This is a genomic window from Pseudomonas pharyngis (assembly GCF_021602345.1).
GTDB lineage: Bacteria > Pseudomonadota > Gammaproteobacteria > Pseudomonadales > Pseudomonadaceae > Aquipseudomonas > Aquipseudomonas pharyngis.
This window is the reverse complement of record NZ_BQID01000003.1, coordinates 234,297-259,881: the sequence shown is the minus strand read 5'-3', so window position 1 is coordinate 259,881 and position 25,585 is coordinate 234,297. Positions and strand designations below refer to the sequence as shown.

15 protein-coding genes and 1 pseudogene are annotated in these 25,585 nt (G+C 60.7%); 9 read left to right on the top strand and 7 right to left on the bottom strand.

What is annotated here, in order from left to right; translation table 11 throughout:
* The first annotated feature begins 14 nt into the window (after positions 1-14).
* From L6D74_RS08035 to L6D74_RS30320, 4 genes and pseudogenes are all read left to right on the top strand, one after another.
* The gene (locus L6D74_RS08035) at positions 15-245 is read left to right on the top strand and encodes a hypothetical protein (protein ID WP_064592964.1); all 231 of its coding nucleotides are present in this window, start codon (positions 15-17) and stop codon (positions 243-245) included.
* Positions 242-544 carry a cell division protein ZapA gene (locus L6D74_RS08030; RefSeq protein ID WP_064592966.1) on the top strand — a complete coding sequence of 101 codons (303 nt, stop codon included), beginning with the start codon at positions 242-244 and terminating at the stop codon, positions 542-544. Before L6D74_RS08035 ends, L6D74_RS08030 begins: the two co-directional genes overlap by 4 nt.
* A gap of 99 nt (positions 545-643) precedes the next feature.
* Positions 644-1,714 (top strand): annotated as a pseudogene (locus L6D74_RS30325) (cache domain-containing protein); the annotation flags it as partial.
* A gap of 21 nt (positions 1,715-1,735) precedes the next feature.
* Positions 1,736-2,581, top strand: a complete 846-nt coding sequence (locus tag L6D74_RS30320; protein ID WP_445009181.1) for a methyl-accepting chemotaxis protein — start codon at positions 1,736-1,738, stop codon at positions 2,579-2,581.
* 200 nt (positions 2,582-2,781) lie between these two features.
* Here the strand turns inward: L6D74_RS30320 and L6D74_RS08020 are convergent, their stop codons facing one another.
* Positions 2,782-4,584 (bottom strand): acyl-CoA dehydrogenase, encoded by a 1,803-nt coding sequence (locus L6D74_RS08020; protein ID WP_085648043.1) that lies wholly within the window; start codon positions 4,582-4,584, stop codon positions 2,782-2,784.
* Positions 4,585-4,727: 143 nt separating this feature from the next.
* Positions 4,728-8,681, bottom strand: coding sequence for a trifunctional transcriptional regulator/proline dehydrogenase/L-glutamate gamma-semialdehyde dehydrogenase (putA, locus tag L6D74_RS08015; RefSeq protein ID WP_236188634.1), 3,954 nt, complete (start codon positions 8,679-8,681; stop codon positions 4,728-4,730).
* Between the two features lie 456 nt (positions 8,682-9,137).
* On the opposite strand from putA, the gene putP reads away from it, so the two are divergent.
* The 5 genes from putP to L6D74_RS07990 all read left to right on the top strand — a co-directional run bounded on the left by putP (position 9,138) and on the right by L6D74_RS07990 (position 15,343).
* Positions 9,138-10,622 carry a sodium/proline symporter PutP gene (gene putP, locus L6D74_RS08010; protein WP_064592974.1) on the top strand — a complete coding sequence of 495 codons (1,485 nt, stop codon included), beginning with the start codon at positions 9,138-9,140 and terminating at the stop codon, positions 10,620-10,622.
* Positions 10,623-10,850: 228 nt separating this feature from the next.
* Complete coding sequence (locus L6D74_RS08005) at positions 10,851-12,866, top strand: type VI secretion system Vgr family protein (RefSeq protein ID WP_236188631.1); 2,016 nt, start codon at positions 10,851-10,853, stop codon at positions 12,864-12,866.
* Positions 12,856-13,563 (top strand): DUF4123 domain-containing protein, encoded by a 708-nt coding sequence (locus L6D74_RS08000; RefSeq protein ID WP_373874462.1) that lies wholly within the window; start codon positions 12,856-12,858, stop codon positions 13,561-13,563. Before L6D74_RS08005 ends, L6D74_RS08000 begins: the two co-directional genes overlap by 11 nt.
* Positions 13,564-13,882: 319 nt before the next feature.
* The gene (locus L6D74_RS07995) at positions 13,883-14,200 is read left to right on the top strand and encodes a hypothetical protein (RefSeq protein ID WP_085648046.1); all 318 of its coding nucleotides are present in this window, start codon (positions 13,883-13,885) and stop codon (positions 14,198-14,200) included.
* A 303-nt stretch (positions 14,201-14,503) separates the two neighbouring features.
* The gene (locus tag L6D74_RS07990) at positions 14,504-15,343 is read left to right on the top strand and encodes a 23S rRNA (adenine(2030)-N(6))-methyltransferase RlmJ (protein WP_064382876.1); all 840 of its coding nucleotides are present in this window, start codon (positions 14,504-14,506) and stop codon (positions 15,341-15,343) included.
* Positions 15,344-15,392: 49 nt separating this feature from the next.
* On the opposite strand, the gene msrA is transcribed toward L6D74_RS07990, so the two are convergent.
* The 5 genes from msrA to aceE form a co-directional block, all read right to left on the bottom strand.
* Entirely contained in the window at positions 15,393-16,058 is a 666-nt protein-coding gene (gene msrA / locus L6D74_RS07985; protein ID WP_236188629.1) for a peptide-methionine (S)-S-oxide reductase MsrA, read from the bottom strand.
* Between the two features lie 104 nt (positions 16,059-16,162).
* Positions 16,163-18,859, bottom strand: coding sequence for a putative bifunctional diguanylate cyclase/phosphodiesterase (locus L6D74_RS07980; protein WP_064592984.1), 2,697 nt, complete (start codon positions 18,857-18,859; stop codon positions 16,163-16,165).
* 238 nt (positions 18,860-19,097) lie between these two features.
* Positions 19,098-20,495, bottom strand: a complete 1,398-nt coding sequence (locus tag L6D74_RS07975) for an alkaline phosphatase D family protein (protein WP_236188624.1) — start codon at positions 20,493-20,495, stop codon at positions 19,098-19,100.
* A gap of 278 nt (positions 20,496-20,773) precedes the next feature.
* Positions 20,774-22,711, bottom strand: a complete 1,938-nt coding sequence (gene aceF / locus L6D74_RS07970) for a dihydrolipoyllysine-residue acetyltransferase (RefSeq protein ID WP_236188622.1) — start codon at positions 22,709-22,711, stop codon at positions 20,774-20,776.
* Between the two features lie 11 nt (positions 22,712-22,722).
* Complete coding sequence (gene aceE / locus L6D74_RS07965; RefSeq protein ID WP_064592997.1) at positions 22,723-25,368, bottom strand: pyruvate dehydrogenase (acetyl-transferring), homodimeric type; 2,646 nt, start codon at positions 25,366-25,368, stop codon at positions 22,723-22,725.
* Between the last annotated feature and the right edge of the window lie 217 nt (positions 25,369-25,585).

Genomic DNA, 25,585 nt, shown 5'->3' with positions numbered 1-25,585 from the left:
CCTGGAAGATCAAAATGTTGGAAGCATCCCTCAGCCAATTGGAACAGCTCGTCAGCGACCTGGTGCAACAAAACCAGACCCTGTCGCAAACCAACCAGACCCTGTCCACGGAACTGGCCCAGGCCAAGGATGAAAACGAAAGCCTGCAACTGAGCCTGATGGAACAGGAAGAAAAGCACGGCGCCACTGCCGCGCGCATCCAGGCCCTGGTTGATCGCGTCAACGCAGGTCCTGTCAGCGCATGAACCATGGCACAGCAGGGGTAAAAGTCATCTCCATCATGGGGGAGGACTATTCGATCAAGGCACCGGCCGGGGAAGAACAGACCCTGCTGGACGCTGCGTTGATGCTCAAGGCCGCACTGGCCGACACCAAGAAGAAATACCCGACCCTGATCGGTGACCGCCTGCTGGTGCTGGCGGCGATGAATCTTTGCTCGCAGCAGATTGAAATGAAGAAGCAGCATCAGGAAGAACTCGAGCGTTACCAAGAGCAAGTCAGCGCCACGGTCGAGACCATCGCCAAGACCATCAATCAGGGTTGATGGGTTGCGCACAACCAAAGAATAAGATTGTCGATTGCGCTGTATACAATCGGCACGGCTGTTGCAGTGTTTCAGCCTCTTATTCTTTGGGGGTGCTCCATGCAGTTCTGGCGTCGCAGTATTCAATGGCAGCTGATCCTCGGTATGGGCACCGCCCTGCTGGTCAGCATTCTGATCGTGGTTGGCATTTATACCCTGGTGGTCAACCGCCTCGCCCAGAGCTATCTGGTCGAACAGGCGCTGCCGTCGAGCATCGAAGCGACGCGCAACGACATCGAACGAATCCTCGTTCAACCCCTCACCGCCGCCAAGGACATCGCCAGCAACACCATGGTCCGCGACTGGTTGGCCAATGGTGAAGACTCCGGTAAAACGGCAGGCTTCGCGCAGTATCTGGAAGGTATCCGCGCCGATCACAAGGCGTTTACCGCGCTGATCATCGGCACCGAATCCAATCACTACATCACCGAGAAAGGCCTGGATCGCACCCTGAGTCGCGACAAACCGGCCGATGCGTGGTTCTACTCCTTCCTCGACGGCAATCAGCCGCGAACTCTGAACATCGACAACGACGGGGCCACCGGAGAGCTGGCGCTGTTCATCGATTTGAAGGTGGAGCAGGCCGGCAAAGTGGTCGGCGTCGCGGGACTCGGGTTGAGCATGAAAGAGCTGTCGGAGCTGATCCACAACTTCAGCTTCGGGGAGCGCGGCAAGGTCTATCTCGTGCGTTCCGACGGCTTGATCCAGGTCCATCCCGAAGCACAGTTCAGCGGCAAGCGCACCTTGAGCGAGCAGATCGGCGAATCTGCAGCACAAGCGGTCATGGGCCATAAAGCGGCGAGCAACAGCAGCTTCCAGCGCGACGGCGAAGATTTCCTCGCCTTCAGCCTGCCTTTGCGCGACCTCGGCTGGACCCTGGTGGCCGAAGTGCCACAGTCGCAGATCTACGCCGAAGCCCGCCGGGCGATGTGGATGAGCAGCGGCATCGGCCTGGTGGTGGCGCTGGTTTGCCTGGCGCTGGTGATCTGGCTGGCCCAGGGGTTGGTGCGACCGATTCGCCAGGTAACAGCTGCATTGGTAGCAATCGGTAGCGGTGGTGGAGATTTGACTCACCGGTTAGATTCCAGCCGCGCCGATGAACTGGGCGACCTCGCCCGGGGCTTCAACCGTTTCCTCGACAGCCAGCGCGGGATGATCGGCGAAGTGCTGACCACCAGTGAACGCCTGCGTGTCGCGGTCGGCCAGGTGGCCAGGGTTGTGGATAACACCGCCGAACGCTCCGGTCGCCAGCAGGAAATGACCGACATGGTCGCCACTGCCGTCCACGAAATGGGCCTGACCGTGCAGGAGATCGCCCAGAACGCCGGCCACGCCGCGCTCGCCTCGCAAACCGCCCGCGATGAAGCGATGCAGGCGCGGGAAGTGGTCGGCGGTTCGATTCGCCATATAGAAAGCATGTCCGATGAAATTGGCGTCGCGGCCGGCGCGGTGGGTGAGTTGGCGCATCAGGTGGCGTCGATTGATCAGGTGCTGGCGGTGATTCGCGGGGTGTCGGAGCAGACCAATCTGTTGGCGCTGAACGCGGCGATTGAAGCGGCGCGGGCCGGGGACATGGGGCGTGGTTTTGCGGTGGTGGCCGATGAAGTGCGAACTTTGGCGCGCCGGACTCAGGCGTCTACCGACGAAATTCAGCAGATGATCGGCAGCCTCAAACAGGGTGCGGAGAATGCGGTGTCGTCGATGCGCACCGGGCAGGCTGCGACGGGTACTGGAGTCGAATCGAGCCAGCGTACCGGGGCGTCTTTGACTGCGATCACCGGGCAGGTCGAGCGCATCAGCGACATGAACCATCAGGTGGCGACGGCGACCGAGGAACAGTCGGCGGTGACCGAGGAGATCAACCGCAACGTGCAGGGCATTTCCGATCTGGCCCGGGCGACGGCGGGGGAGGTCCGCGCCTGTCGTGAGGATTGTCAGATGTTGCAGCGGTTGGCGGATGATCTGGCGCGGCAGATGGGTGGGTTCAAGTTGAGTTGAGTGCTGGATCTGAAAAGCCCCTCACCCTAGCCCTCTCCCGGAGGGAGAGGGGACTGACCGAGTTGTCTTGCTCTCTACATCGACCTGAAAAACCGAGTCGATTATGGATTCGGCATAGCACTTTCAGGTCGATGTACTTCTTAAGCATCCCCCATTCGGCTCCCTCTCCCTCCGGGAGAGGGCTGGGGTGAGGGCCGGCTTTAGAACCACGCATCCTGCATCCCCAGACACGTATCATCCCGCGCCTCCAGCAACGCCAGCTCATGCTGGCACCCCGGCACTTCCCACGTCAGGAAATACCGCGCCGCCTGCAACTTGCCCTGATAGAAGTCGGCGTCCGCCGCGTTCCCCTTGGCCAACCCTTCCTCGGCGCGAATCGCCTGCTCCAGCCAGCGCCAGCCAATCACCGCGTGCCCGAACACCTTCAGGTACAACGCCGAATTCGCCAGACTGCTGTTGACCTTGCCCTGAGCCAGGTCGGTCAGCAGACCGATGGTCACCGTCTGTAGGCGCGCCACCAGTTTCTCCAACGGCTCACGCAGTGCGGTCAACGATTCGTACGCGACTGCGCGCTCGGCGGTGTCGGCAATCAGGCGAATCAGTTGCTTGAGCCCGGCACCACCGTTCTGCGCCAGTTTGCGTCCCAGCAAGTCCAGCGACTGAATGCCGTGGGTGCCTTCGTGGATCGGGTTCAGGCGGTTGTCGCGGTAGTACTGCTCCACCGGGTACTCGCGGGTGTAACCGTGGCCGCCGAGAATCTGGATCGCCAGTTCGTTGGCCTTGAGGCAGAACTCGGAGGGCCAGGATTTGACGATCGGTGTCAGCAAATCCAGCAGTTCATGGGCCTGTTTGCGCTCGGCCTCGGTTTCCAGCGTAGTGGTGTCATCGAACAGGCGCGCCGCGTACAAACCGAGATCGAAAGCACCTTCTACGTAGGATTTCTGCGTCAGCAGCATGCGTCTGACATCCGCGTGCTGAATGATCGCTACCGGCGCCGTCGTCGGATCCTTGCTGTCCGGCACTCGGCCCTGCGGACGTTCGCGAGCGTATTCCAGCGAGTACAGATAACCGGCATAACCGAGCATCACCGCGCCCATGCCGACGCCGATCCGCGCCTCGTTCATCATCTGGAACATGTAGCTCAAGCCGTGATGCGGCTTGCCCACCAGATAACCGACGCACTCGCCGTTATCGCCGAAGTTCAGCGCCGTTGACGTGGTGCCGCGCCAGCCCATCTTGTGGAACAGCCCGGCCAGCAACACGTCATTACGTTTGCCCAGACTGCCGTCATCGTTGACCAGAAACTTCGGCACGATAAACAGCGAAATGCCTTTCACCCCGGCCGGTGCGTCCGGCAGTTTGGCCAGCACCATGTGCACGATGTTTTCCGAGAGCGGGTGATCACCGCCGGAGATGAAGATCTTGTTGCCCTTGAGGCGATAAGTGCCGTCGGACGAAGGCTCGGCGCGGGTACGAATATCCGACAGCGACGAGCCGGCGTGGGGCTCGGTCAGGGCCATGGTGCCGAAGAAGCGGCCGTCGATCATCGGTTGCAGGAAGCGTTGCTTCTGCTCTTCGGTGCCGAAGCTTTCGATCAGGTTGGCCGCGCCCATGGTCAGGAACGGATAGGAAGTCGACGCCGCGTTGGCCGATTGGAAGTGGGCGAAGCAGGCCTGGGACAACAATGTAGGAAGTTGCATGCCGCCGGCGTCGAAACTGCGCGCCGCGTTGAGGAATCCGGCTTCGAGGAAGGCGTCCACCGCCGGTTTCACTTCGGGAATCAGAATCGCCTGACCGTTCTCGTAGCGTGGCTCGTTTTCGTCGCCCTTGCGGTTGTGCGGTGCGAAGTACTTTTCAGCGATGTTGCGCGCCGTGCCAATGGCGGCATCGAAGGTTTCGCGATTGTGCTCGGCAAACCGCTCGCGCCGGGTCAGGCCCTCGGCATCGAGGACTTCGTACAGCTCGAAAGCCAGATTGCGGGAACTGAGCAGCGTCTCGGACATGGCGGCCTACCTTTTTTTGGAATGGGCCGAGTCTAGGCGTGCGAATAAAGGCTGAACAGGAAGATTGATAACGGTGATGGAGAGGCCAAAAAAATGGGCGCCGGTGAGGGCGCCCATTTTTATGTTGCTGACAGAGTTGCTGATTAACCGATGGTCATCAGGCTGGCGTTACCGCCCGCCGCCGCGGTGTTGACGCTCAACGCGCGCTCGATCACCAGACGCTCCAGCGCAATGTTGGTCTCGCCCTGGGACAGGCCCTGAACCCCGACGATGGCGCCGGGACGCTTGGCAATCTGCTGGCAGACCGCACGCAACTGGTCGGAATGGCCGTGATGCAGAACCGCATCGAACACCACGTCGTCCTTGTTCCAGTCGGAAACCAGTTTGATCCGCGCCTGAATTTCCTTCGGCAGGCGTGCGAACAATGCCTTGCTGGTGTCGGATTCCGGCCAGACCGCCGAACCGCCCACCGCCAGTACCGCAGCGAGCTGGGTCAGCAGATCACCTTCGATGTCCGCCAGGCACAGCACGTGTTCGCGTGGCAGGATGGCGTAGCTGTTCTTCTCGCCGGTCGGGCCGGCCAGCACGCGGGTGATGCCGCTTTGCGACTGCGCCGCGTACTGCACGCACAGAGTGCTCAGATCGGCGAACTTGTTGCTATCGGCCCATGCTTTCAGGGCGGTCAGCGGTTTGCTCATCGCATCGCGCAGACGAACGTCCGGCGCCACGGCAGCATCACCGCGAGCGAAGGATTGTTCGATGGCATCCGTAGGACGCGTCGACAGCAGGCGGTACAGGTACAGCGGGCCACCGGCTTTCGGACCCGTACCCGACAGGCCTTCGCCACCGAACGGCTGGACGCCAACCACAGCACCCACGATGTTGCGGTTGACGTAGACGTTACCGGCGTTGACGTTGTCGATCACCTTGGCGATGGTCTCGTCGATGCGGGTGTGCACGCCGAGGGTCAGGCCGTAACCGGAGGCGTTGATCTGGGCGATCAACTGGTCGATCTCTTTACGCTTGTAGCGCACCACGTGCAGCACCGGGCCGAAGATCTCGCGTTGCAGCTCGTCGAAGCTTTCCAGTTCGATCAGGGTCGGCATGACGAAGGTGCCGCGTTTGACTTCCTCGGTATCGGCGATGGCCACCTGGTACACGTTGCGACCTTTGTCGCGCATGCCCTGGATGTGCTTCTCGATACCGGCCTTGGCTTCGGCGTCGATCACCGGGCCGATGTCTACCGACAGACGCTCCGGGTTGCCAAGACGGCTTTCAGCCATCGCGCCTTTGAGCATTTCGATGACGCGATCGGCGGAATCTTCCTGCAAGCACAGAACGCGCAGGGCCGAGCAACGCTGACCGGCGCTGTCGAAGGCCGACGACACCACGTCAATCACCACCTGTTCGGTCAGTGCCGAAGAGTCGACGATCATCGCGTTCTGGCCGCCGGTTTCGGCGATCAGAGGAATCGGACGGCCCTGGTTGTCGAGGCGACCGGCGATGTTGCGTTGCAGCAGACGGGCGACTTCGGTGGAGCCGGTGAACATCACGCCTTTGACGCGCTCATCGCCAACCAGACCGGCGCCGACGGTTTCACCGCGACCCGGCAGCAGTTGCAGCACGCCTTCCGGAATCCCGGCTTCGAGCAGCAGGCGCACGGCTTGTGCGGCGACCAGCGGAGTCTGTTCGGCCGGTTTGGCCAGCACCGGGTTACCGGCGGCCAGTGCGGCGGCAACCTGACCGCTGAAGATCGCCAGCGGGAAGTTCCACGGGCTGATGCACACCACCGGGCCCAGTGGGCGGTGGGCGTCGTTGCTGAAATCGTTGCGTGCCTGCAACGCGTAATAACGCAGGAAGTCGACCGCTTCGCGGACTTCGGCGATGGCGTTGGCGAAGGTCTTGCCGGCCTCGCGGGCCAGCAGACCCATCAGCGGCTGGATCTCGCCTTCCATCAAGTCAGCGGCACGTTCCAGAATCGCGGCACGTTCGGCCGGCGGGGTGGCCTGCCAGATCGGTGCGGCGTTCAGGGCGCATTGAATGGCGTTGTCGACGTCTTCGACCGTGGCTTCCTGCACATGGCCGACCACGTCACGCAGATCGGACGGGTTCAGCACCGGTGCCGGCGCTTCGTTGCTGGAGGCGCAACCGAGCATCGGCGCGGCTTTCCAGTTGTTGTGCGCAGTCGCCAGCAGGGCGCAGGACAGCGACGCCAGACGATGTTCGTTGGCCATGTCGATGCCGGCGGAGTTGGCGCGCTCGGAACCATACAGGTCACGCGGCAACGGAATGCGCGGGTGCGGCAGGCCGAAACCACCTTCCACGGTCGCCATCTGCTCGATCTGCGCAACTGGATCAGCCACCAATTCCTGGATCGAAATCGACTGGTCGGCGATGCGGTTGACGAACGAAGTGTTGGCGCCGTTTTCCAGCAGACGACGTACGAGGTACGCCAGCAGGGTTTCGTGGGTGCCGACCGGAGCGTACACGCGGCATGGACGGTTCAGCTTGCCCTCGGAGACTTTGCCTACAACCTGCTCGTACAACGGTTCGCCCATGCCGTGCAGGCACTGAAATTCGTACTGGCCCGGGTAATAGTTCTGACCGGCAATGTGATAAATCGCCGACAGCGTGTGGGCGTTATGCGTGGCGAATTGCGGATAAATAACTTCCGGCACCGACAGCAGTTTGCGCGCGCAGGCGATATAGGAAACGTCGGTGTACACCTTGCGGGTGTAGACCGGATAGCCTTCCAGGCCTTCGACCTGGGCGCGCTTGATTTCGCTGTCCCAGTAAGCGCCTTTCACCAGACGGATCATCAGGCGATGACGGCTGCGGCGAGCCAGGTCGATCACGTAGTCGATCACGTACGGGCAACGCTTCTGGTAAGCCTGGATCACGAAACCGATGCCGTTCCAGCCGGTCAGTTGCGGCTCGAAGCACAGACGCTCGAGCAGATCCAGCGACAGCTCCAGGCGGTCGGCTTCTTCGGCGTCGATGTTCAGGCCGATGTCGTATTGCTTGGCCAGCAGGGTCAGCGACAGCAGGCGCGGGTACAGCTCGTCCATCACGCGCTCGTACTGGGCGCGGCTATAACGCGGGTGCAGGGCCGACAGTTTGATCGAGATGCCCGGGCCTTCATAAATCCCACGGCCGTGGGACGCTTTGCCGATCGAGTGAATGGCTTGTTCGTACGAGGCCAGGTACTTCTGGGCGTCGTGCTCGGTCAGCGCCGCTTCACCAAGCATGTCGTAGGAATAGCGGAAGCCCTTGGCTTCGAACTTGCTCGCGTTGGCCAGGGCTTCGGCGATGGTTTCGCCGGTGACGAACTGCTCGCCCATCAGGCGCATGGCCATGTCGACGCCCTTGCGGATCATCGGCTCGCCGCTCTTGCCGATGATGCGGCTCAGGGAAGAAGTCAGGCCGGCTTCGTTGTGGGTGGAGACCAGTTTGCCGGTCAGAAGCAGGCCCCAGGTTGCGGCGTTGACGAACAACGACGGGCTGTTGCCCAAGTGCGGCTGCCAGTTGCCGGTGCTGATCTTGTCGCGGATCAGCGCATCGCGAGTGCCTTTGTCCGGGATCCGCAGCAGTGCTTCGGCCAGGCACATCAGCGCCACGCCTTCCTGGGACGACAGGGAAAATTCCTGCAACAGGCCCTGAACAATGCCTGCACGACCGCCGGCACTCTTCTGGTTACGCAGTTTTTCCGCGATGGTTGCGGCGAGTTTGTTGGTAGCTTCGGCCATCGGCGCCGGCAGGCGCGCCCGCTCGATCAGCATCGGCACCACTTCCGGCTCGGGGCGACGGTAAGCGGCGGTGATCGAGGCGCGCAGCACCGATTGCGGCAGGATGCTTTCAGCAAATTCGAGGAAGCATTGGTGCGCGTGATCGGTGTGGACTTCACCTGCGTCGTCGGTGTCCTTGGCGGACAAACCGTTCAGCTCGGTCAGGGTTGCACCACCCTCGAGTTTTTCCAGGTAATTGAAAATTGCCTGCTTGATCAGCCAGTGCGGTGTGCGATCAATCGAGGTTGCGGCGGCCTTCAGGCGCTCGCGGGTCGGGTCGTCAAGTTTGACCCCAAGGGTGGTGGTAGCCATATTTTTATCCTCATAGGTGCCGCAGTTGCGCGACAACAGCTGGCGGCAAGATTAGCCGCGAGCCGAAGCAGGTGCAACCGGGTGCAACCCTTTTTTGTCGGAATATTCTGCAGCTCGTCAGGAAATAATTTCTGGTACGAAAGTGCTGCTCTCGCTTGGTGCTTTTGCTTCTAGAAAAGCGTTGTCACTGCGTTAAAAGGGAGCAAAAAGCCACTTCCGTAGGATAAATCCGACTGGGTGCAACTAATTCTCAAGAAACTGGTTGCACCTGTTTTGCTTTGTTGCATAGGATTCGCGCCCAAGGTGCAACCGGTGAAACCCGACGCACCGGCCAATGGCTTTCCTGGGGAAACATTGGTCATAAATGCGCGGCCGTGCGAATCGTCTGTCAGACGTCAGTCTGCAAACGGTGCAACCGCCGCCGCTACATAAAAACAAAGCCAGGGCACGTACGTAATGAGCGCAAGCAATCCAACCCTGATCACGTTCGTGATCTACATCGCAGCAATGGTGCTGATCGGCTTCATGGCCTATCGCTCCACCAACAACCTTTCTGACTACATTCTGGGTGGCCGCAGCCTGGGCAGCGTGGTGACGGCATTGTCCGCCGGCGCTTCCGACATGAGCGGCTGGTTGCTGATGGGCCTGCCGGGCGCCATCTACATGTCCGGCCTGTCCGAAAGCTGGATCGCCATCGGCCTGATCGTCGGTGCCTACCTGAACTGGCTGTTCGTCGCCGGCCGTCTGCGTGTTCAAACCGAGCACAACGGCGATGCGCTGACCCTGCCGGACTACTTCTCCAGCCGTTTCGAAGACAAAAGCGGTCTGCTGCGCATCATTTCGGCGGTGGTGATTCTGGTGTTCTTCACCATTTATTGCGCTTCCGGCATCGTGGCCGGTGCCCGCCTGTTCGAAAGCACCTTCGGCATGTCCTACGAGACCGCGCTGTGGGCCGGTGCTGCGGCGACGATTGCCTACACCTTCGTCGGCGGTTTCCTCGCGGTGAGCTGGACTGACACCGTACAAGCCACCCTGATGATCTTCGCCCTGCTGCTGACGCCGATCATCGTGCTGCTGGCTACCGGCGGCGTCGACACCACGTTCCTGGCCATCGAAGCACAGGACCCGAGCAACTTCGACATGCTCAAAGGCACCACTTTCATCGGCATCATCTCGCTGATGGGTTGGGGTCTGGGCTACTTCGGCCAGCCGCACATCCTGGCGCGCTTCATGGCTGCTGATTCGGTGAAATCGATCGCCAACGCCCGTCGCATCTCCATGACCTGGATGATCCTGTGCCTGGGCGGCACCGTGGCCGTGGGCTTCTTCGGTATCGCCTACTTCTCGGCGCACCCGGAAGTCGCGGGTCCAGTGACCGAGAACCACGAGCGTGTGTTCATCGAACTGGCGAAGCTGCTGTTCAACCCGTGGATCGCCGGTGTGCTGCTGTCGGCCATTCTGGCTGCCGTGATGAGCACCCTGAGCTGCCAGTTGCTGGTGTGCTCGAGCGCCCTGACCGAAGACTTCTACAAGGCTTTCCTGCGTAAATCTGCTTCGCAAGTCGAGTTGGTATGGGTCGGTCGCGCCATGGTGCTGCTGGTTGCACTGATCGCCATCGCGATGGCCGCCAACCCGGACAACCGCGTGCTGGGCCTGGTGTCCTACGCCTGGGCCGGTTTCGGTGCAGCCTTCGGTCCTGTGGTGCTGATCTCGGTGATCTGGAAGAAGATGACCCGTGACGGCGCACTGGCCGGCATCCTGGTCGGCGCGATCACCGTGATCGTATGGAAGCATTTCGAACTGCTGGGCCTGTACGAAATCATCCCGGGCTTCATCTTCGCCAGCCTGGCGATCTACCTGGTCAGCCTGATGGGCCAGCCGAGCGCCGGTATGGTTCAGCGCTTTGAAGCGGCCGAGAAGGACTTCCATCTGAACAAGTGATGGGAATGAGCTGAGGCTCACAAGAAAACGGCCCGTTTCCTACCAGGAAGCGGGCCGTTTTTTATTGCCTGCGATTTTTCTGAAGGCAAAGTCTGTAGTCGAATGCGCTGATTCTTGAAGGGGAGATCGAAGTTTCAAGTAGGGAAAATCTGATTTTTCAGTCACCCAACCTGCACCCCTTGCCCCTCATGCAGAATCGCCCGCCCTCAATCTGCAGAGAGACATCGGATGTTCGCGCCTGCCAATCAACCGCGTTTCACGTTGACCGTCGAAGGCGCCCAGTTTGACCTCAAAGTCCTTGAGTTCACGGGCAAGGAAGCCATCAGCCAACCCTTCCGTTTTGACCTGGAGCTGGTCAGTGAACGGCCGGATCTGGATCTGGAAAGCCTGCTGCACTGTCAGGCTTTTCTGAGTTTTGATGAAGACGGTTCCGGTATCCACGGTCAGATCTATCGGGTTGGGCAGGGGGATTCCGGCAAGCGTCTGACCCGCTATCACGTCAGTCTTGTTCCGCGTCTGGCCTATCTGGGTCACCGGATCAATCAGCGAATTTTCCAGCATCAGAGCGTGCCGCAGATCGTGACGCAGATCCTCAAGGATCACGCGATCCTGCGCGATGCCTTTGAGTTTCGCCTCGGCAGTGATTACCCGGCGCGTGAATATTGCGTGCAGTACGCCGAGAGCGATCTGGCGTTCATCCAGCGGCTGTGTGCCGAAGTCGGCATTCATTTCCATTTTCAGCACAGTCCCGATGGGCATCTACTCGTGTTCGGCGACGATCAAACGGTATTCCCCCGTCTGGCCGAGCCGACGCTGTACCTGCCGGGCAGTGGCATGGCTGCGGCGGCGCCGGCGATCAAGCGCTTCACCGTTCGAGTGGAAACCCGCACCAGTGTGGTCACCCGGCGTGATTACGACTTCACCAAGCCCCGGCTGGCGCTGCAAAGTCGCGCCGAAAGCGAGCAGCGCCCGGTGCTGGAGGATTACCACTTTCCCGGTCAGTTCACCGAGCGCGAAACCGGCAAGCAACTGGCCCAGCGCACCCTTGAGCGGCATGTCGCCGACTATCGTCAGGCCGAGGGCCGCAGCGATCAATCTGCTCTCGTCAGTGGACATTTCCTGCAACTGACCGAGCATCCGCGCCAGGATCTGAATGACCTCTGGCTGCTGACCGCGATCGAGCACCGTGGCCGACAGACGCAAGTGCTGGAGGAATCGGTCACCAGCGAGGGTGACGAATTCCAGGGTTACCGTAATACCTTTCTCGCCACGCCGTGGGACGTGTTCTTCCGCCCGCCGATGGGCCCGGAAAAACCACGGATGCTCGGCTATCAACCCGCCGTGGTCACCGGCCCGCAAGACAGTGAAATCCATTGCGACGAGTACGGCCGGGTCAAGGTGCAACTGGCCTGGGATCGCGACGGCGAACTCAACGAGCATTCCAGCTGCTGGCTGCGGGTCGCCAGCGGCTGGGCCCATGACCGTTATGGCAGCGTGCTGATACCGCGGGTCGGCATGGAAGTGCTGGTGGGGTTCATCGATTCCGACGCCGACAAACCGCTGGTCATGGGTTGCCTGCCGAACGCAGCGACGCCGGTGCCGCTGGATCTGCCGGCCGACAAGACCCGCAGTATTTTCCGCAGCCAGAGTAGTCCCGGCGGCGGGGGCTATAACGAATTACGCATCGAGGATCGCAAAGGCGCCGAGGAAATCTACCTGCGGGCCCAGCGAAACTGGACCCAGCACGTATTGAACGATCAGCAGGTGCAAGTGGATAACCAGCGCAGCGTTGTCGTCACCGGTCTCGCCAAACACGAGCTGAAAGCCGATGAGCAGCGCATCACCCACGGCCAGCGCCAGACCGAGGTGAGGCAGGACGACCATCTCACGGTGACCGGCGACCGGCACATCCGTGTGAGCAATCAGGCGATCAACGCCAGTGCTCAATTCCACGTCAGCGCCGGCCAGCAAGTGGTGATCGACGGCGGGGCGAGCGCGACGATTCAGGCGGGCGGGCAGTGGATCAACATCGGCCCCGGCGGGATCTTCAGCAGCGTGCCGATCGTTGTGGGTGGTGCGCCGATGGCGGCGATGAGTGCGGCGCCGACGGTGCCGGGGTTGCCGGAAAAACTGGCGGCAGCCCCGGCTGCGATTCTGACTGCTGCGCAAATCATGAGCCTGAAAGGTGATGCGCCCTTCTGTGAAGAATGCGAGCGCTGCAAGGACGGTGTCTGTGCAGCCTGATCAATGGTTGAAGGATCAGCCGCTGAAACCCTCGGAGCAGTTGTTCGCGGTTTTCAGCAGCTCGAGTGCGGTAGAACCGCTGAAATCCTGGCCGCTGAAAGCGCAGATGCCGAAACCAGTCTGGGCGGAAACGATCTATGCCGAGTGGGATGCGGTGATGCCCTACGTGGGAATCGTCGACGCGGGCAGTGAGTTTCTGGATTGGGTCGCGGCCATCGAATCCCGTGACTGGGGTTGGCTGGCGGTTTCTTCGGCGGGGCTTGAGGCGGTGGTCGAGCACTTTCGCAGCTTGACCCAAGTGCTGATGCCGGACGGGAAAGCGGTGTTCTTCCGGTTTTGGGATGGGCGGTTTTTGTTGCCGATCCTTGAGTCGTCCGAGGTGGATGCCGGGCAATTGCTGCCGGTTCTCACGCGAGGCTTTATCAACGGTCAGGCCGTCGAAATCGGGGGCAGGGCGCAGGTCTCGGGTCGGGAGTTTCCTTGGTGGCAGGTGCCGGAAAAGCTGCTGGCGCAGTTCGGCGATGATGCCCGGATCAACAACGCCTTGCAGTGGTTGAGCGAGGAGCAGCCGGCGTTGTTCGAGGCGTTTCCCGCCGATGTCTTGCGCTGCAAGGTTGTCAGGTTTTTTGCGGTTTCAGCGTCAGACGAATCGTCGGCTTCGGCATTGCTGGACTACTTGCGGGACGAGTCAGACTGAAATTTCCGGGCAAAGGCTTCGGACGTTTCCTGCGAGTTGCGGCGGTTTGCGTGAACTGGTGGGCGCGGAGATGCGGGGATAGTCTTTTGGCTGTCACCGCAAATTCGGTGACAGGGCGTGGAAGCCCTTTTATCGTTAGGCGCGTCAAGCTGCACCAGTCAGACGTTTTTGTCGTTTGAGTTTTTGGTGGCTGTGCGCGGGGCGCTTTCGAGTGCGCCGGGTGCCTAACGTCCCGGTCTTCCACACCTGCGTACAGCCGCCACCTAATGCGTGGAAGTGAGAGTTGGCGGCACCACCCAATACGTTAGGAGTCATTCCAGTGCCAACATTGAAACCCGATCCACCCTACGAACCCTTCATCCCCCATCCCGACAACCGCCTCATGGCGCTGACCAGTAACTGCAACGACATGCCCACGCTGTTCATCGACACCCACGCCCCGCTCGATGTCCTGATGGACGCCGCCAACTACCGCATCCGCGCCGTGATTCAGGTCCTGGAAAACATGTGCATGCGCGGCTCGGTCGAGTGCGACTCGGTCGTCCTCAGCGACTTCGCCCAACTCTGCGTGATTCCGCTGCGTGACGGCTGTGATGTCTTGGATGTGATTGGCCGCAGGTTGCGTGACCGGCCTTAGATCCCATCCCCTCACCCTAGCCCTCTCCCCGAGGGAGAGGGGACCGACCAAGGTGAATAGGTGACGTACGCCGACCTGCAACTTCGGTGGTGAACTTGGCTTGGCCAAGCCTTAGGTCGCGGTGATTTTTCAGGTCGATGCAAACCGAAAGATCACCTCCGTCAGTCCCCTCTCCCTTTGGGAGAGGGTTAGGGTGAGGGGTTTCTCAAGGATGTACCCGACAGCAAGACCACCCACTCAGCCCCCAACCCCTGACTTGCCGCCCGGTAAAAGGTAAACTTCACGGCCCTCGCAGGAGCAGCCATGAATTATCGTCACGCCTTCCATGCCGGCAATCACGCCGATGTGTTCAAACACCTGACCTTGACCCGCCTCATTGCCCTGATGTCGCGCAAGGAGCAGCCGTTTGCCTATCTCGACAGCCACGCCGGCATCGGTCTGTATGACCTGCAGGGCGATCAGGCCAACCGTACCGGCGAGTACCTGGAAGGCATCGCGCGGTTGTGGGATCAGCCGGATCTGCCGGCGCTGACCGCCGACTACATGAAAGTGCTGCACGAGATGAACCCGGATGGCCAGTTGCGTTATTACCCGGGCTCGCCGGAGCTGGCGCGGCGTCTGACTCGTTCCCAGGATCGTGTGTTGCTCAACGAGAAGCACCCGGAAGACGGCGTACTGCTCAAGGACAACATGAAGGGCGACCGCCGTGTGGCCGTGCATCTGGGCGAGGGCTGGCATGTGGCGCGGGCGCTGCTGCCGGTGGCCGAGAAGCGTGCGGTGATGTTGATCGATCCGCCGTTCGAGAAGCTCGACGAGATGCAGCGTTGTGCGGCGTCGCTGAAAGAGGCGATCTCGCGGATGCGCCAGACCGTCGCGGCCATCTGGTATCCGGTGAAGGATCAGCGCGCATTGCGTCGTTTCTATCAGGATCTGGCCGGCACCGGTGCGCCGAAGTTGCTGCGGGTCGAGTTGCTGGTGCATCCACTGGATACGCCGAACAGCCTTAACGGCTCTGGCCTGGCGATTGCCAATCCGCCGTGGGGGCTGGAGGAAGAATTGCGTGAGCTGCTGCCGTGGCTGTCCAAGAAACTTGGGCAGACCCAGGGCGGATGGCAGATGGATTGGTTGATCGCCGAGAGCTGATCAACCGTCAATCGCTCCCGCACATAGCGCGGGAGCGATCAGGGCGGGCTTAGTTCCCCGCCAGACTCGGTGGCATGCAAACACCCGTGCCGCCAATCCCGCAGTAGCCTTCCGGATTTTTCGCCAGATACTGCTGGTGATAGGCCTCGGCGAAGTAAACGGTCGGCGCCTGTTCAATCTCGGTGCTGATTTCACCCAGACCCGCCTTCGACAGCTCAGCTTGATAAACGGCCTTGCTCTTCAACGCCGCATCCAGTTGCTCCGGATGGGTCGCGTAGATCACCGAACGGTACTGGGTGCCGATGTCATTGCCCTGGCGCATGCCCTGTGTCGGGTTGTGCAATTCCCAGAACATCGCCAGCAGCTCTTCGTAGCTGACCTTGGCCTTGTCATACACAACCAGCACCACTTCAGCATGGCCGGTCAGGCCCGAGCAGACTTCTTCGTAGGTCGGGTTCGGCGTGTAACCGCCGGCGTAACCGACCACGGTGCTGACCACGCCTTCGCGCTGCCAGAAGCGGCGCTCGGCACCCCAGAAGCAGCCCAGCCCGAAGATTGCGAAGTCGACGTCTTGAAAGAACGGGCCCAGCAACGGCGTCTCGGTGAAAACAAAGTGTTTTTCAGGCAGGGCCATCGGGGTTTCGCGGCCAGGCAGAGCTTGTTCTTTAGTCGGTAGCACGTTTTTGTTCACCAGAATTTCCGAGCGCAGAACCATGATCGTTCCTCTCAGTCAGGATGGGATGTAAAAGTCTGACCGCCAGTGTGCCCAATGATGCCCCGTTAATCACTAGGCAAAATGTGCGGGTACTGCCTTGGGATTTACAGGCAGAGCGGGCCGCGCGGGTAGCGCTTGAGCGCCTGGATCAGCTCGCCGCCCGGAATCGGCCGGTCGAACAGGTAGCCCTGGCCGACGTCGCAGCGGTGCCGACGCAGAAACGCCAGCTGCTCGGCGGTCTCGATGCCTTCGGCCACGACCTTGAGTTTCAGGTTGTGGGCCATGGCGATCACGGCGGAGGTGATTTCCATGTCGTCCTGATTGTCCGGGATTTCATGGATGAAGCTGCGATCGATCTTGATGATGTCGATCGGGAATTTCTTCAGGTAGCTGAGCGACGAGTAACCGGTGCCGAAGTCGTCCATGGCCAGGGTCAGGCCCAGACGCTTGAGCTGGTCGAGCTGCAAGTGGGTATCTTCAGTGGCTTCCAGCAGCAGGCCTTCGGTCAGTTCCAGTTCCAGCAGATTGGCCGGCAGCGCTTCTTCCTTGAGGATGTTGGCGATCGAGGCCACCAGATCCGGGTCGGAGAACTGCTTGGGCGACAGGTTGATCGCCACCTGCAGATTGCCCATGCCGGCGGCGGTCAGCGCTTTGCTCATGCGGCAGGCCTGGCGGGCGATCCACTTGCCGATCGGAATGATCAGACCGGTTTCTTCGGCGACGCTGATGAACTGGTCCGGGCGGATCATGCCGCGCTCCGGGTGATTCCAGCGCAGCAGCGCTTCCATGCCGAGCAGGCGACCGCTGCGCAGGCACAGCTTGGGCTGGTAGAACACGTCCAATTCATTCTGGGTCAGAGCGCGGCGCAGGTTGTTCTCAACGAACAGTTTGTAACTGGCCTCGGCGTTCAGCGCTTCGGTGAACACCTGCACCTGATGTTTGCCGTTGGCCTTGGCCTTGTGCAGAGCGAGGCCGGCGTTGCGCATCAGGGTCTGCGGGTCGCGGCCGTGCAGCGGCGCGCAGGCCAGGCCCACAGAGCCGGTGACGCTGATGAGCTGGTTGTCGACGAACATCGGTTTATCCAGCGTCGCCAGCAATTGGTTGGCGATCTGCTGCCCGGTGGCAAGGTCAGTGTCGTCGAGCAACACCGCGAATTCGTTACTGGCGAACCGCGCCAGACTGCCGCTCGGGCTCAGGCTGTTACGCAGGCGCCGGGCCAGGCTGATCAACAGCTTGTCGCCGGTCTGGTGGCCGAGGCTGTCGTTGATCCGCTTGAAGTTGTCGATGTCCACCAGCAGCAGGCTGATCGGGGTATCGCTATCCCGGGCGAAGCGTTCGTCCAGGTTGCGGATAAATGCAGGCCGGTTACCGAGGTTGGTCAGGTTGTCGGTATACGCCAGGCGCTCGATGCGCTGCTGCGCCAGCTTGGTCTGGGTAATGTCTTCGTAGATGCCGATGTAATGCGTCAGCTCACGGTTGTCGCCGTAGACCTTGGAGATCGACAGTTGGCCCCAGTAGGGTTCGAGGTTCTTGCGGCGGCTCTTGAATTCGCCTTGCCAGCTGTTGCTCTTGGCCAGCGCCGACGGCGCGTCGAACAGCAGCTCGCTTAAGTTTTCCAGGGCTGGCAGCTCCGACAGGCGCTGGCCGTGGACTTCCTCGGTGGTGTACTGGGTGATCGCGGTGAAGCTCGGGTTGACGTACTCGACCACGCCGTCGCAGTTGACCAGCAAGAAGGCGTTGGCACTCTGCTCGACCGCGCGCTGGAACAGGTGCAGGGCGCTGGTGGCGGTGCGGCGGTTGTGATTATTGATGACCTGCGCGAACTGGTCGGCGAGTTCACCGGCAAAGGCGATTTCGTCGGACTGCCAGGCGCGGGTAACGCCGGTCTGCTCCAGGCACAACACGCCGACCACCTGGCCGTCGACGCGGATGCTGGCGTCGAGCATGGCGTTGACGTCGCGCGGGCGCAGGGCTTCGGCCATTTCCCGGGTACGCGGGTCGCGCATCGCGTTGTGCGCGTCTATGGCGCGGCTGCCGTGCAGGGCTTCCATGTAATCGGGGAAGCCGCTGACGTCGATCACCTCCGGCAGGATGTATTCCTGGGTGGCGCGGTGGTAGGCCGAAATCGGCACCAGCTTCTGGCCTTCGAGGTTCCACAGGCTGGCACAGTCGATTTCGTAGATATCGCAGGCGCAGCGGGTGATCAGCTCGGCAGCTTCCTGCAGGGAGTTCTGGCTGCTGTAGCGCTGGCGGGCCAGCAACAGGATCAGATCCTGTTGGGCGCGCACCCGCTCCAGATGCTGCAGTTGTTCCTGCTGAGCGCGCTGGTTGAGCTCCAGGGCGATTTGCAGGCGTGAATTCTGGGTTTCAAGGTCGACGGACGGCAGCGAAGGTGCTTCGTCGAACACGTTGTCGACCGCCAGCAGGTAACCGCGCAGCAAGTGGCGGTTGTGCTGCCTGTAGGCTTCGCCGAGTTCGAGAATGCTCAGCGCACCGGCAGCGGTGTGCAGGGTGTAGCGCACCAGATAATGCGGGCTGTGACCGAGTTGTTGCTGGATCGCGTCGTGCAGTTGATAACGCGCTTCGGGTTCCATCAGGCTGGCATAGGGCGAGCCGACCAGAGCGCAGAGTTCGACGGCGGGCTGGCCGAACTGGCGTTCACAGTTGGGATCGAGAAACAACATGGCCCAACTGGCTTCATTCAAGCGCTCGAAACGCAGCATGCCGAGCCGCGAGGGCACAGGCAACTGCGTCACTACCTCGGCCACCATACGGCTGGCGGCATCGGGTTGGCTCTTCATGAAGGGAACTCGCTTGGAAATTTGCTGAACGCGCCGGGCTCGCGCCCTCTTTACTGTTGCCTGCGGCAAGGTTGCATCATTGCGGCACTGACTGACAAGAGACATGAAGGCCAAGTGCTATAAGAATATGTCGGCTGCAGTGAACATTTCTCCAGCACCCGCCGGAAACTAATGCTACCAAGCGTGAAAATGGCCGTTCCAGAGCCTTCCGGTATCCGGAACGGTCGTACCGCTGGATTTATCGCAACGGAATATCGATGGATTGCAGGTGCCTGCCATCCCGATCGTGATAGTTGACCTGGATTCGCCCGGCTTCAACCACCATGTGCGCGAAGTTGTCCTGGCTGACGACCTCGCTGGTCAGTTCGTGCCGGTATTCGCCTGCCTCGGTCTGCGCCAGCGGCTGGTCGAGCGTGAAGGTCGCGGCGGTGGCGTAGGGCAGCAGTTTGCTGTTGCTCAGCGGTGAGGAAACGACCGTATGCACTTCAAAGTCCGGGTCTTCGCTGTGGCTGAGGCGACTGGTCAGCGAGCCATGCACATCACCGGAAATGAACACGACGTTCCTGATCCGATGCTGGCGGATGGTTTCCAGCAGGCGCAGACGCTGTTCGGGAAAGCCCATCCAGGCATCATCGCCGTTCATTTTGCGGTCGGGATAGAACATGACGCTGGTGACTACAAACTTGACCCGCGCCGGGCTATTGATCAACCACTTGCACAGCACCTGTTCCTGTTCTTCATCGAGGATGCGCCGGTTATCATTCGACAAGTTGCGGCAAGTTCGACTGTCCGTCACAAACCATTCGATATCGCCATCGCTGAATTGATACCAATAGTGCTTCAGTGTCGTGCGATCAATTGTTCCGCTAGTTGTTGTTGAACAGATCGGGCTATGACTCGCTTGATAAATATCGTAAGTCGCCATTGCGTTGCGATAGAGCGTTTTATCGGACTCATGGGCGTTCATTGGCCAGTTATCTTCTATTTCGTGATCGTCCAGGATCATGTAGGTCGAAGTGCCGGACATCAATCGTCGAATATTAGGCAGGGAAAACGCCGCGCGATACTTTGCAATGAACTCGTCATAGTCGCGATCCGGGGCGAACAGGTTCAAGTCGTCGGCGTAGATCTGATCGCCACACATCATGATTGCGCTGATTGCCGGTTGTGCACCCTCGATCAACTGGCCGATGGACGCGAAGATCCGGTCGCCCAGATGCGGGAGCACCGGGACGCCGGCGGTCATGCGCAGGTAACGGCAGGAGCCGAGGATGTAAGCGCGCGGCTGCAAAGGCTGGCTGCTGCGGGTGCGCAGGCGGTAAATCTCCCGTGGCCATTGCAGCGGCAACTCCGCCACGCTGTGGATGGTGTGGACGGGACTCATCGGGCTGAACCAGCCGGTCTGGTATTCGTATTCGGTGTCTGCCTTCAGATGATCGATTACGAATATTTCCGTCATGTCGCGGGTTGAATCAAGTTTGACAAACTGGGCGGGTTGCCATTGTTTCGAATCCAGTGGCCGGTAACGAATTCCGGCAAATACGGACGCATTATGTTGCAGTCCGCCACGAATGAAAATTCGCGCCTGGTTAGTTGTGGTGTGGCCAATGATCGGGCCGACAGTAGGTTTAAGCATGTTCGAATCCATTCGAATAAGTGTTGGTGAGTAATAAAGTTGCCTGGCTTGTTGGTGCAACTTTGATGCGCCAAGGTTAGTTGCCTGTCGCTGAGAAATATTGACAGGAAGTGGACTAGAGTCGTGGCCTATCTCAGCGCAAGTTGTGGGAAAAGTTCGGGCGGCCGTTATTTCAGGCAAAAAAAAGCCCCGCCAAACTGACGGGGTTGAGGTACGAGCGTGTGGCGCTCGAAAACGTGGAACACGGTCGGCCCTCCGTTGCCGGAGGGCCGAGCGCTTTACAGCAGGATGGTGCGGATGTCCGCCAGCAGGTCGCTCAGACGCTTGGTGAAGCGTGCAGCAGCGGCGCCATTGATCACACGGTGATCGTAGGACAGCGACAGTGGCAGCATCAGTTTCGGCTGGAAGGCTTTGCCGTCCCAGACTGGCTGGATGGTTGCCTTGGAAACACCGAGGATCGCCACTTCCGGCGCGTTGACGATCGGCGTGAAGCCGGTGCCGCCAATGTGGCCGAGGCTGGAAATGGTGAAGCAGGCGCCTTGCATCTCGTCCGACGAAAGCTTCTTGGTCCGGGCTTTTTCAGCCAGGGAAGCGGCCTCGGCGGCCAGTTGCAGCAGGCTCTTCTGGTCGACGTTCTTGATGACCGGTACCAGCAGGCCATCCGGGGTGTCGACGGCGAAGCCGATGTTCACGTATTTCTTGCGGATGATCGCCTTGCCGCTTGGTGCCAGCGAGCTGTTGAAGTCCGGCAGTTCCTTGAGCAGGTGTGCGCAGGACTTGAGCAGCAGCGGCAGGATGGTCAGCTTGACGCCGGCCTTCTCTGCGACAGCTTTCTGTGCGGTGCGGAACGCTTCCAGCTCGGTGATATCCGCCGAGTCGAATTGCGTTACGTGCGGCACGTTCAGCCAGCTGCGGTGCAGGTTGGCAGCACCTACCTGCATCAGGCGGGTCATCGGCACTTCTTCGATTTCGCCGAAACGGCTGAAGTCGACGACCGGAATCGGCGGGATGCCCGCGCCACCGGTTGCGCCAGCAGCAGCGGCCGGTGCTTCCTTGGCCTTCTGCATCATGGCTTTGACGTAAACCTGCACGTCTTCTTTCAGGATGCGACCGTGCGGACCGCTGGCGCCGACAGCGCTCAGCTCGACGCCGAACTCGCGAGCCAGTTGACGCACGGCAGGGCCGGCGTGAACTTTCGCACCAGGCTTGGCTGGAGCAGCGGCCGGAGCGGCAGCAGCAGGTGCAGCGGCAGCCGGAGCAGCAGCGGCTGGCGCCGGAGCGCTCGGAGCAGCAGCGGCAGCTGGAGCCGGGGCAGCAGCCGGAGCGGCGCCTTTGACTTTCAGCTTGAGGATCAGGTCGCCGGTGCCGACTTCGTCGTCCAGCTTGATGGAAACGCTTTCCACCACGCCAGCGGCAGGCGACGGGATTTCCATGCTCGCCTTGTCGGATTCCAGAGTGATCAGCGACTGATCGGCTTCAACGCTGTCGCCAGCCTTGACCAGCACTTCGATGATCTTGGCTTTGCCGGCCGAGCCGATGTCCGGAACGTGGATGTCCTGAACGCTGTCGGCAACCGGCGCAGCGGCAGCGGCTGGAGCAGCAGCCTGGGCCGGAGCGGCCGCAGCAGGGGCCGCAGTACCCGCCACTTCCAGATCCAGGATCAGGTCGCCGGTGCCGACTTCGTCGTTCAACTTGACGCTGATGGCCTTGACCACGCCAGCGGCAGGCGACGGGATTTCCATGCTCGCCTTGTCGGATTCCAGGGTGATCAGCGACTGATCAGCCTCGACGGTGTCGCCGACCTTGACCTGGATCTCGATGATCTGGGCCTTGCCCGACGAACCGATGTCCGGCACGTGCACTTGCTGAACCGAAGCGGCAGCAGGCGCAGCGGCTGGTGCAGCCGGTGCAGGAGCGGCAGCCGGTGCAGCTTCGGCCTTGGCGGCAGGCGCAGCAGCCGCAGCAGGGGCCGCTTGCGCGGCGCCCTCGACTTCCAGCTCCAGCAGTTCGTCGCCTTCTTTCAGGCGATCGCCCAGCTTCACTTTCAGGCTCTTGATGACGCCGGCTTTCGGGGCCGGCACTTCCATGCTGGCCTTGTCCGATTCCAGGGTCAGGATGCTCTGGTCGGCTTCGATACGGTCGCCGACCTTCACAAACAGTTCGATTACTTCACCTTCACCGCTGCCGATGTCAGGTACGCGAATGAGTTCGCTCACAGAGTTTCTCCTCAGCAGTCCAGTGGGTTGCGTTTTTCCGGGTCGATGCCGAACTTGGTAATGGCCTCGGCCACGACTTTAGGTTCGATATCACCACGGTCAGCCAGTGCTTCCAGGGCTGCCAACACCACGAAATGACGGTCGACTTCGAAGAAATGACGCAGTTTCTTGCGGCTGTCGCTGCGGCCGAAACCGTCGGTGCCCAGGACTTTGAATTCCTTGGACGGTACCCACTGACGGATCTGTTCGGCGAACAGCTTCATGTAGTCGGTCGATGCGATGACCGGACCCTTACGGCCGCTCAGGCATTCTTCGACGTAGCTCTGTTTAGGCTTCTGGCCAGGTTTCAGACGGTTGCTGCGCTCTACGGCCAGGCCGTCGCGACGCAGTTCGTTGAAGCTGGTGACGCTCCACACATCGGCGCCGATGTTGAACTCTTCACGCAGGATCTTCGCCGCTTCACGGACTTCACGCAGGATGGTGCCGGAGCCCATCAGCTGTACGTGGTGCGCCGCATCGCGGGTGTCTTCTTCGAGCAGGTACATGCCTTTCTTGATGCCTTCTTCGGCACCGGCCGGCATGGCTGGCTGCTGGTAGGACTCGTTCATCACGGTGATGTAATAGAAGATGTCCTGTTGCTCTTCGGTCATCTTCTTCATGCCGTCCTGAATGATCACCGCCAGCTCGTAGCCGTAGGTCGGATCGTAGGTGCGGCAGTTCGGGATGGTGGCAGCCAGCAGGTGGCTGTGACCGTCTTCGTGCTGCAGGCCTTCACCGTTCAGGGTGGTACGGCCGGCGGTGCCGCCGATCAGGAAGCCACGGGTACGGCTGTCGCCAGCGGCCCATGCCAGATCGCCGATACGCTGGAAGCCGAACATCGAGTAGAAGATGTAGAACGGCAGCATTGGCTGGTTGTGGCTGGAGTACGAAGTACCGGCGGCGATGAAGGAGCTCATGGCGCCTGCTTCGTTGATGCCTTCTTCAAGGATCTGACCTTTCTGGTCTTCCTTGTAGAACATCACCTGGTCTTTATCGACTGGCTCGTAGAGCTGGCCGACGGACGAGTAGATGCCCAACTGACGGAACATGCCTTCCATACCGAAGGTACGGGCTTCGTCCGGGATGATCGGAACGATGCGCGGGCCGATTTCCTTGTCCTTGACCAGTTGCGCGAGGATCCGCACGAACGCCATGGTGGTGGAAATTTCACGGTCGCCGGAACCGTCGAGGATCGCCTTGAGGGTGTCCAGATCCGGAGTCGGCACGCTGAAGCTCTGGGCGCGACGCTGAGGCACGAAACCGCCCAGTGCGGCGCGACGCTCGGCCAGGTAACGGGCTTCGGCGCTGTTTGGCTCCGGCTTGAAGAACGGCAGGTTTTCCAGCTCTTCGTCTTTCACCGGGATGTCGAAGCGGTCGCGGAACAGCTTCAGGCTGTCGACGTCGACTTTCTTGGTGTTGTGCGCGGTGTTCTTCGCTTCGCCCGCACCGGTGCCGTAACCCTTGATGGTCTTGGCCAGGATGACGGTCGGTTGTTCTTTGTGGTTGACCGCTTCGTGGTACGCCGCGTAGACCTTGTACGGGTCGTGGCCGCCACGGTTGAGTTTCCAGATCTCGTCGTCGGACAGGTCTGCAACCATCGCCTTGAGTTCAGGCGTGTTGAAGAAGTGTTCGCGAACGAACGCGCCGTCTTTGGCTTTGTAGTTCTGGTACTCGCCGTCGATGACTTCGTCCATGCGACGTTGCAGGATGCCGTCGACGTCTTTGGCCAGCAGTGGGTCCCAGAAACGGCCCCAGATGACTTTGGTCACGTTCCACTGAGCACCGCGGAACACGCCTTCGAGTTCCTGGATGATCTTGCCGTTGCCGCGAACCGGGCCGTCGAGGCGCTGCAGGTTGCAGTTGATGACGAAGATCAGGTTGTCCAGCTTCTCGCGGCCGGCCAGGGAGATCGCGCCCAGGGATTCCGGCTCGTCGCACTCGCCGTCGCCCAGGAAGCACCAGACTTTCTGTTTGCCCGGCTGGATGAAGCCGCGGTGTTCCAGGTACTTCATGAAGCGAGCCTGGTAGATCGCCTGGATCGGGCCCAGACCCATGGATACGGTCGGGAACTGCCAGAAGTCAGGCATCAGCCAAGGGTGCGGATAGGACGACAGGCCCTGACCGTCGACTTCCTGGCGGAAGTTGTTCATCTGGTCTTCGGTAATGCGGCCTTCCATGAATGCGCGGGCGTAGACGCCTGGCGAGGTGTGGCCCTGGAAGTAGATCAGGTCGCCGCCGTGTTCGTCGGTCGGGGCCTGGAAGAAGTAGTTGAAGCCGATGTCGTACAGGGTCGCACTGGAAGCGAAGCTGGAGATGTGACCACCCAGGTCAGAATCTTTCAGGTTCGTACGCATTACCATGGCCATCGCGTTCCAGCGTACCAGCGAGCGAATGCGGCGTTCCATGAACAGGTCGCCAGGCATGCGTGCTTCGTGGGTAACGGGGATCGTGTTGCGGTAAGGCGTGGTGATGGCGTAAGGGAGCTGCGAACCGCTGCGGGTCGCCAGTTCACCCATACGGGTCATCAGATAGTGAGCACGGTCTTCGCCTTCTTTGTCGAGAACCGATTCCAGGGCGTCCAGCCATTCCTGGGTTTCGACGGGATCGAGGTCTTGCATGGCTTGCTCCAGGGCGGAAAGGCTTCCAGAATCGGTTGCCTGAGTTTGCGACTGGCCTTGTGGGCAGACGATTTAAAATTCTTGGATTGCCGACAGGTTGTTCCGGCGGCGTGTAGTTTTACTACAAATCATCCGGCATTTCAGCCTCTCGAATGTATAGACGAGTAGTAAAACTACAGATGAAAGGCTTGTGGCCTCCAGCTGCGTTGTGAGAATA

Coding starts and splice junctions, on each gene's coding strand:
- L6D74_RS08035 (WP_064592964.1), top strand. CDS start 15: ATGTTGGAAGCATCCCTCAGCCAATTGGAACAGCTCGTCAGCGACCTG.
- L6D74_RS08005 (WP_236188631.1), top strand. CDS start 10,851: ATGTTCGCGCCTGCCAATCAACCGCGTTTCACGTTGACCGTCGAAGGC.
- aceE (WP_064592997.1), bottom strand. CDS start 25,368: ATGCAAGACCTCGATCCCGTCGAAACCCAGGAATGGCTGGACGCCCTG.
- L6D74_RS07980 (WP_064592984.1), bottom strand. CDS start 18,859: ATGAAGAGCCAACCCGATGCCGCCAGCCGTATGGTGGCCGAGGTAGTG.
- L6D74_RS08030 (WP_064592966.1), top strand. CDS start 242: ATGAACCATGGCACAGCAGGGGTAAAAGTCATCTCCATCATGGGGGAG.
- L6D74_RS30320 (WP_445009181.1), top strand. CDS start 1,736: ATGATCGGCGAAGTGCTGACCACCAGTGAACGCCTGCGTGTCGCGGTC.
- msrA (WP_236188629.1), bottom strand. CDS start 16,058: ATGGTTCTGCGCTCGGAAATTCTGGTGAACAAAAACGTGCTACCGACT.
- L6D74_RS07990 (WP_064382876.1), top strand. CDS start 14,504: ATGAATTATCGTCACGCCTTCCATGCCGGCAATCACGCCGATGTGTTC.
- putP (WP_064592974.1), top strand. CDS start 9,138: ATGAGCGCAAGCAATCCAACCCTGATCACGTTCGTGATCTACATCGCA.
- putA (WP_236188634.1), bottom strand. CDS start 8,681: ATGGCTACCACCACCCTTGGGGTCAAACTTGACGACCCGACCCGCGAG.
- L6D74_RS07975 (WP_236188624.1), bottom strand. CDS start 20,495: ATGCTTAAACCTACTGTCGGCCCGATCATTGGCCACACCACAACTAAC.
- L6D74_RS08020 (WP_085648043.1), bottom strand. CDS start 4,584: ATGTCCGAGACGCTGCTCAGTTCCCGCAATCTGGCTTTCGAGCTGTAC.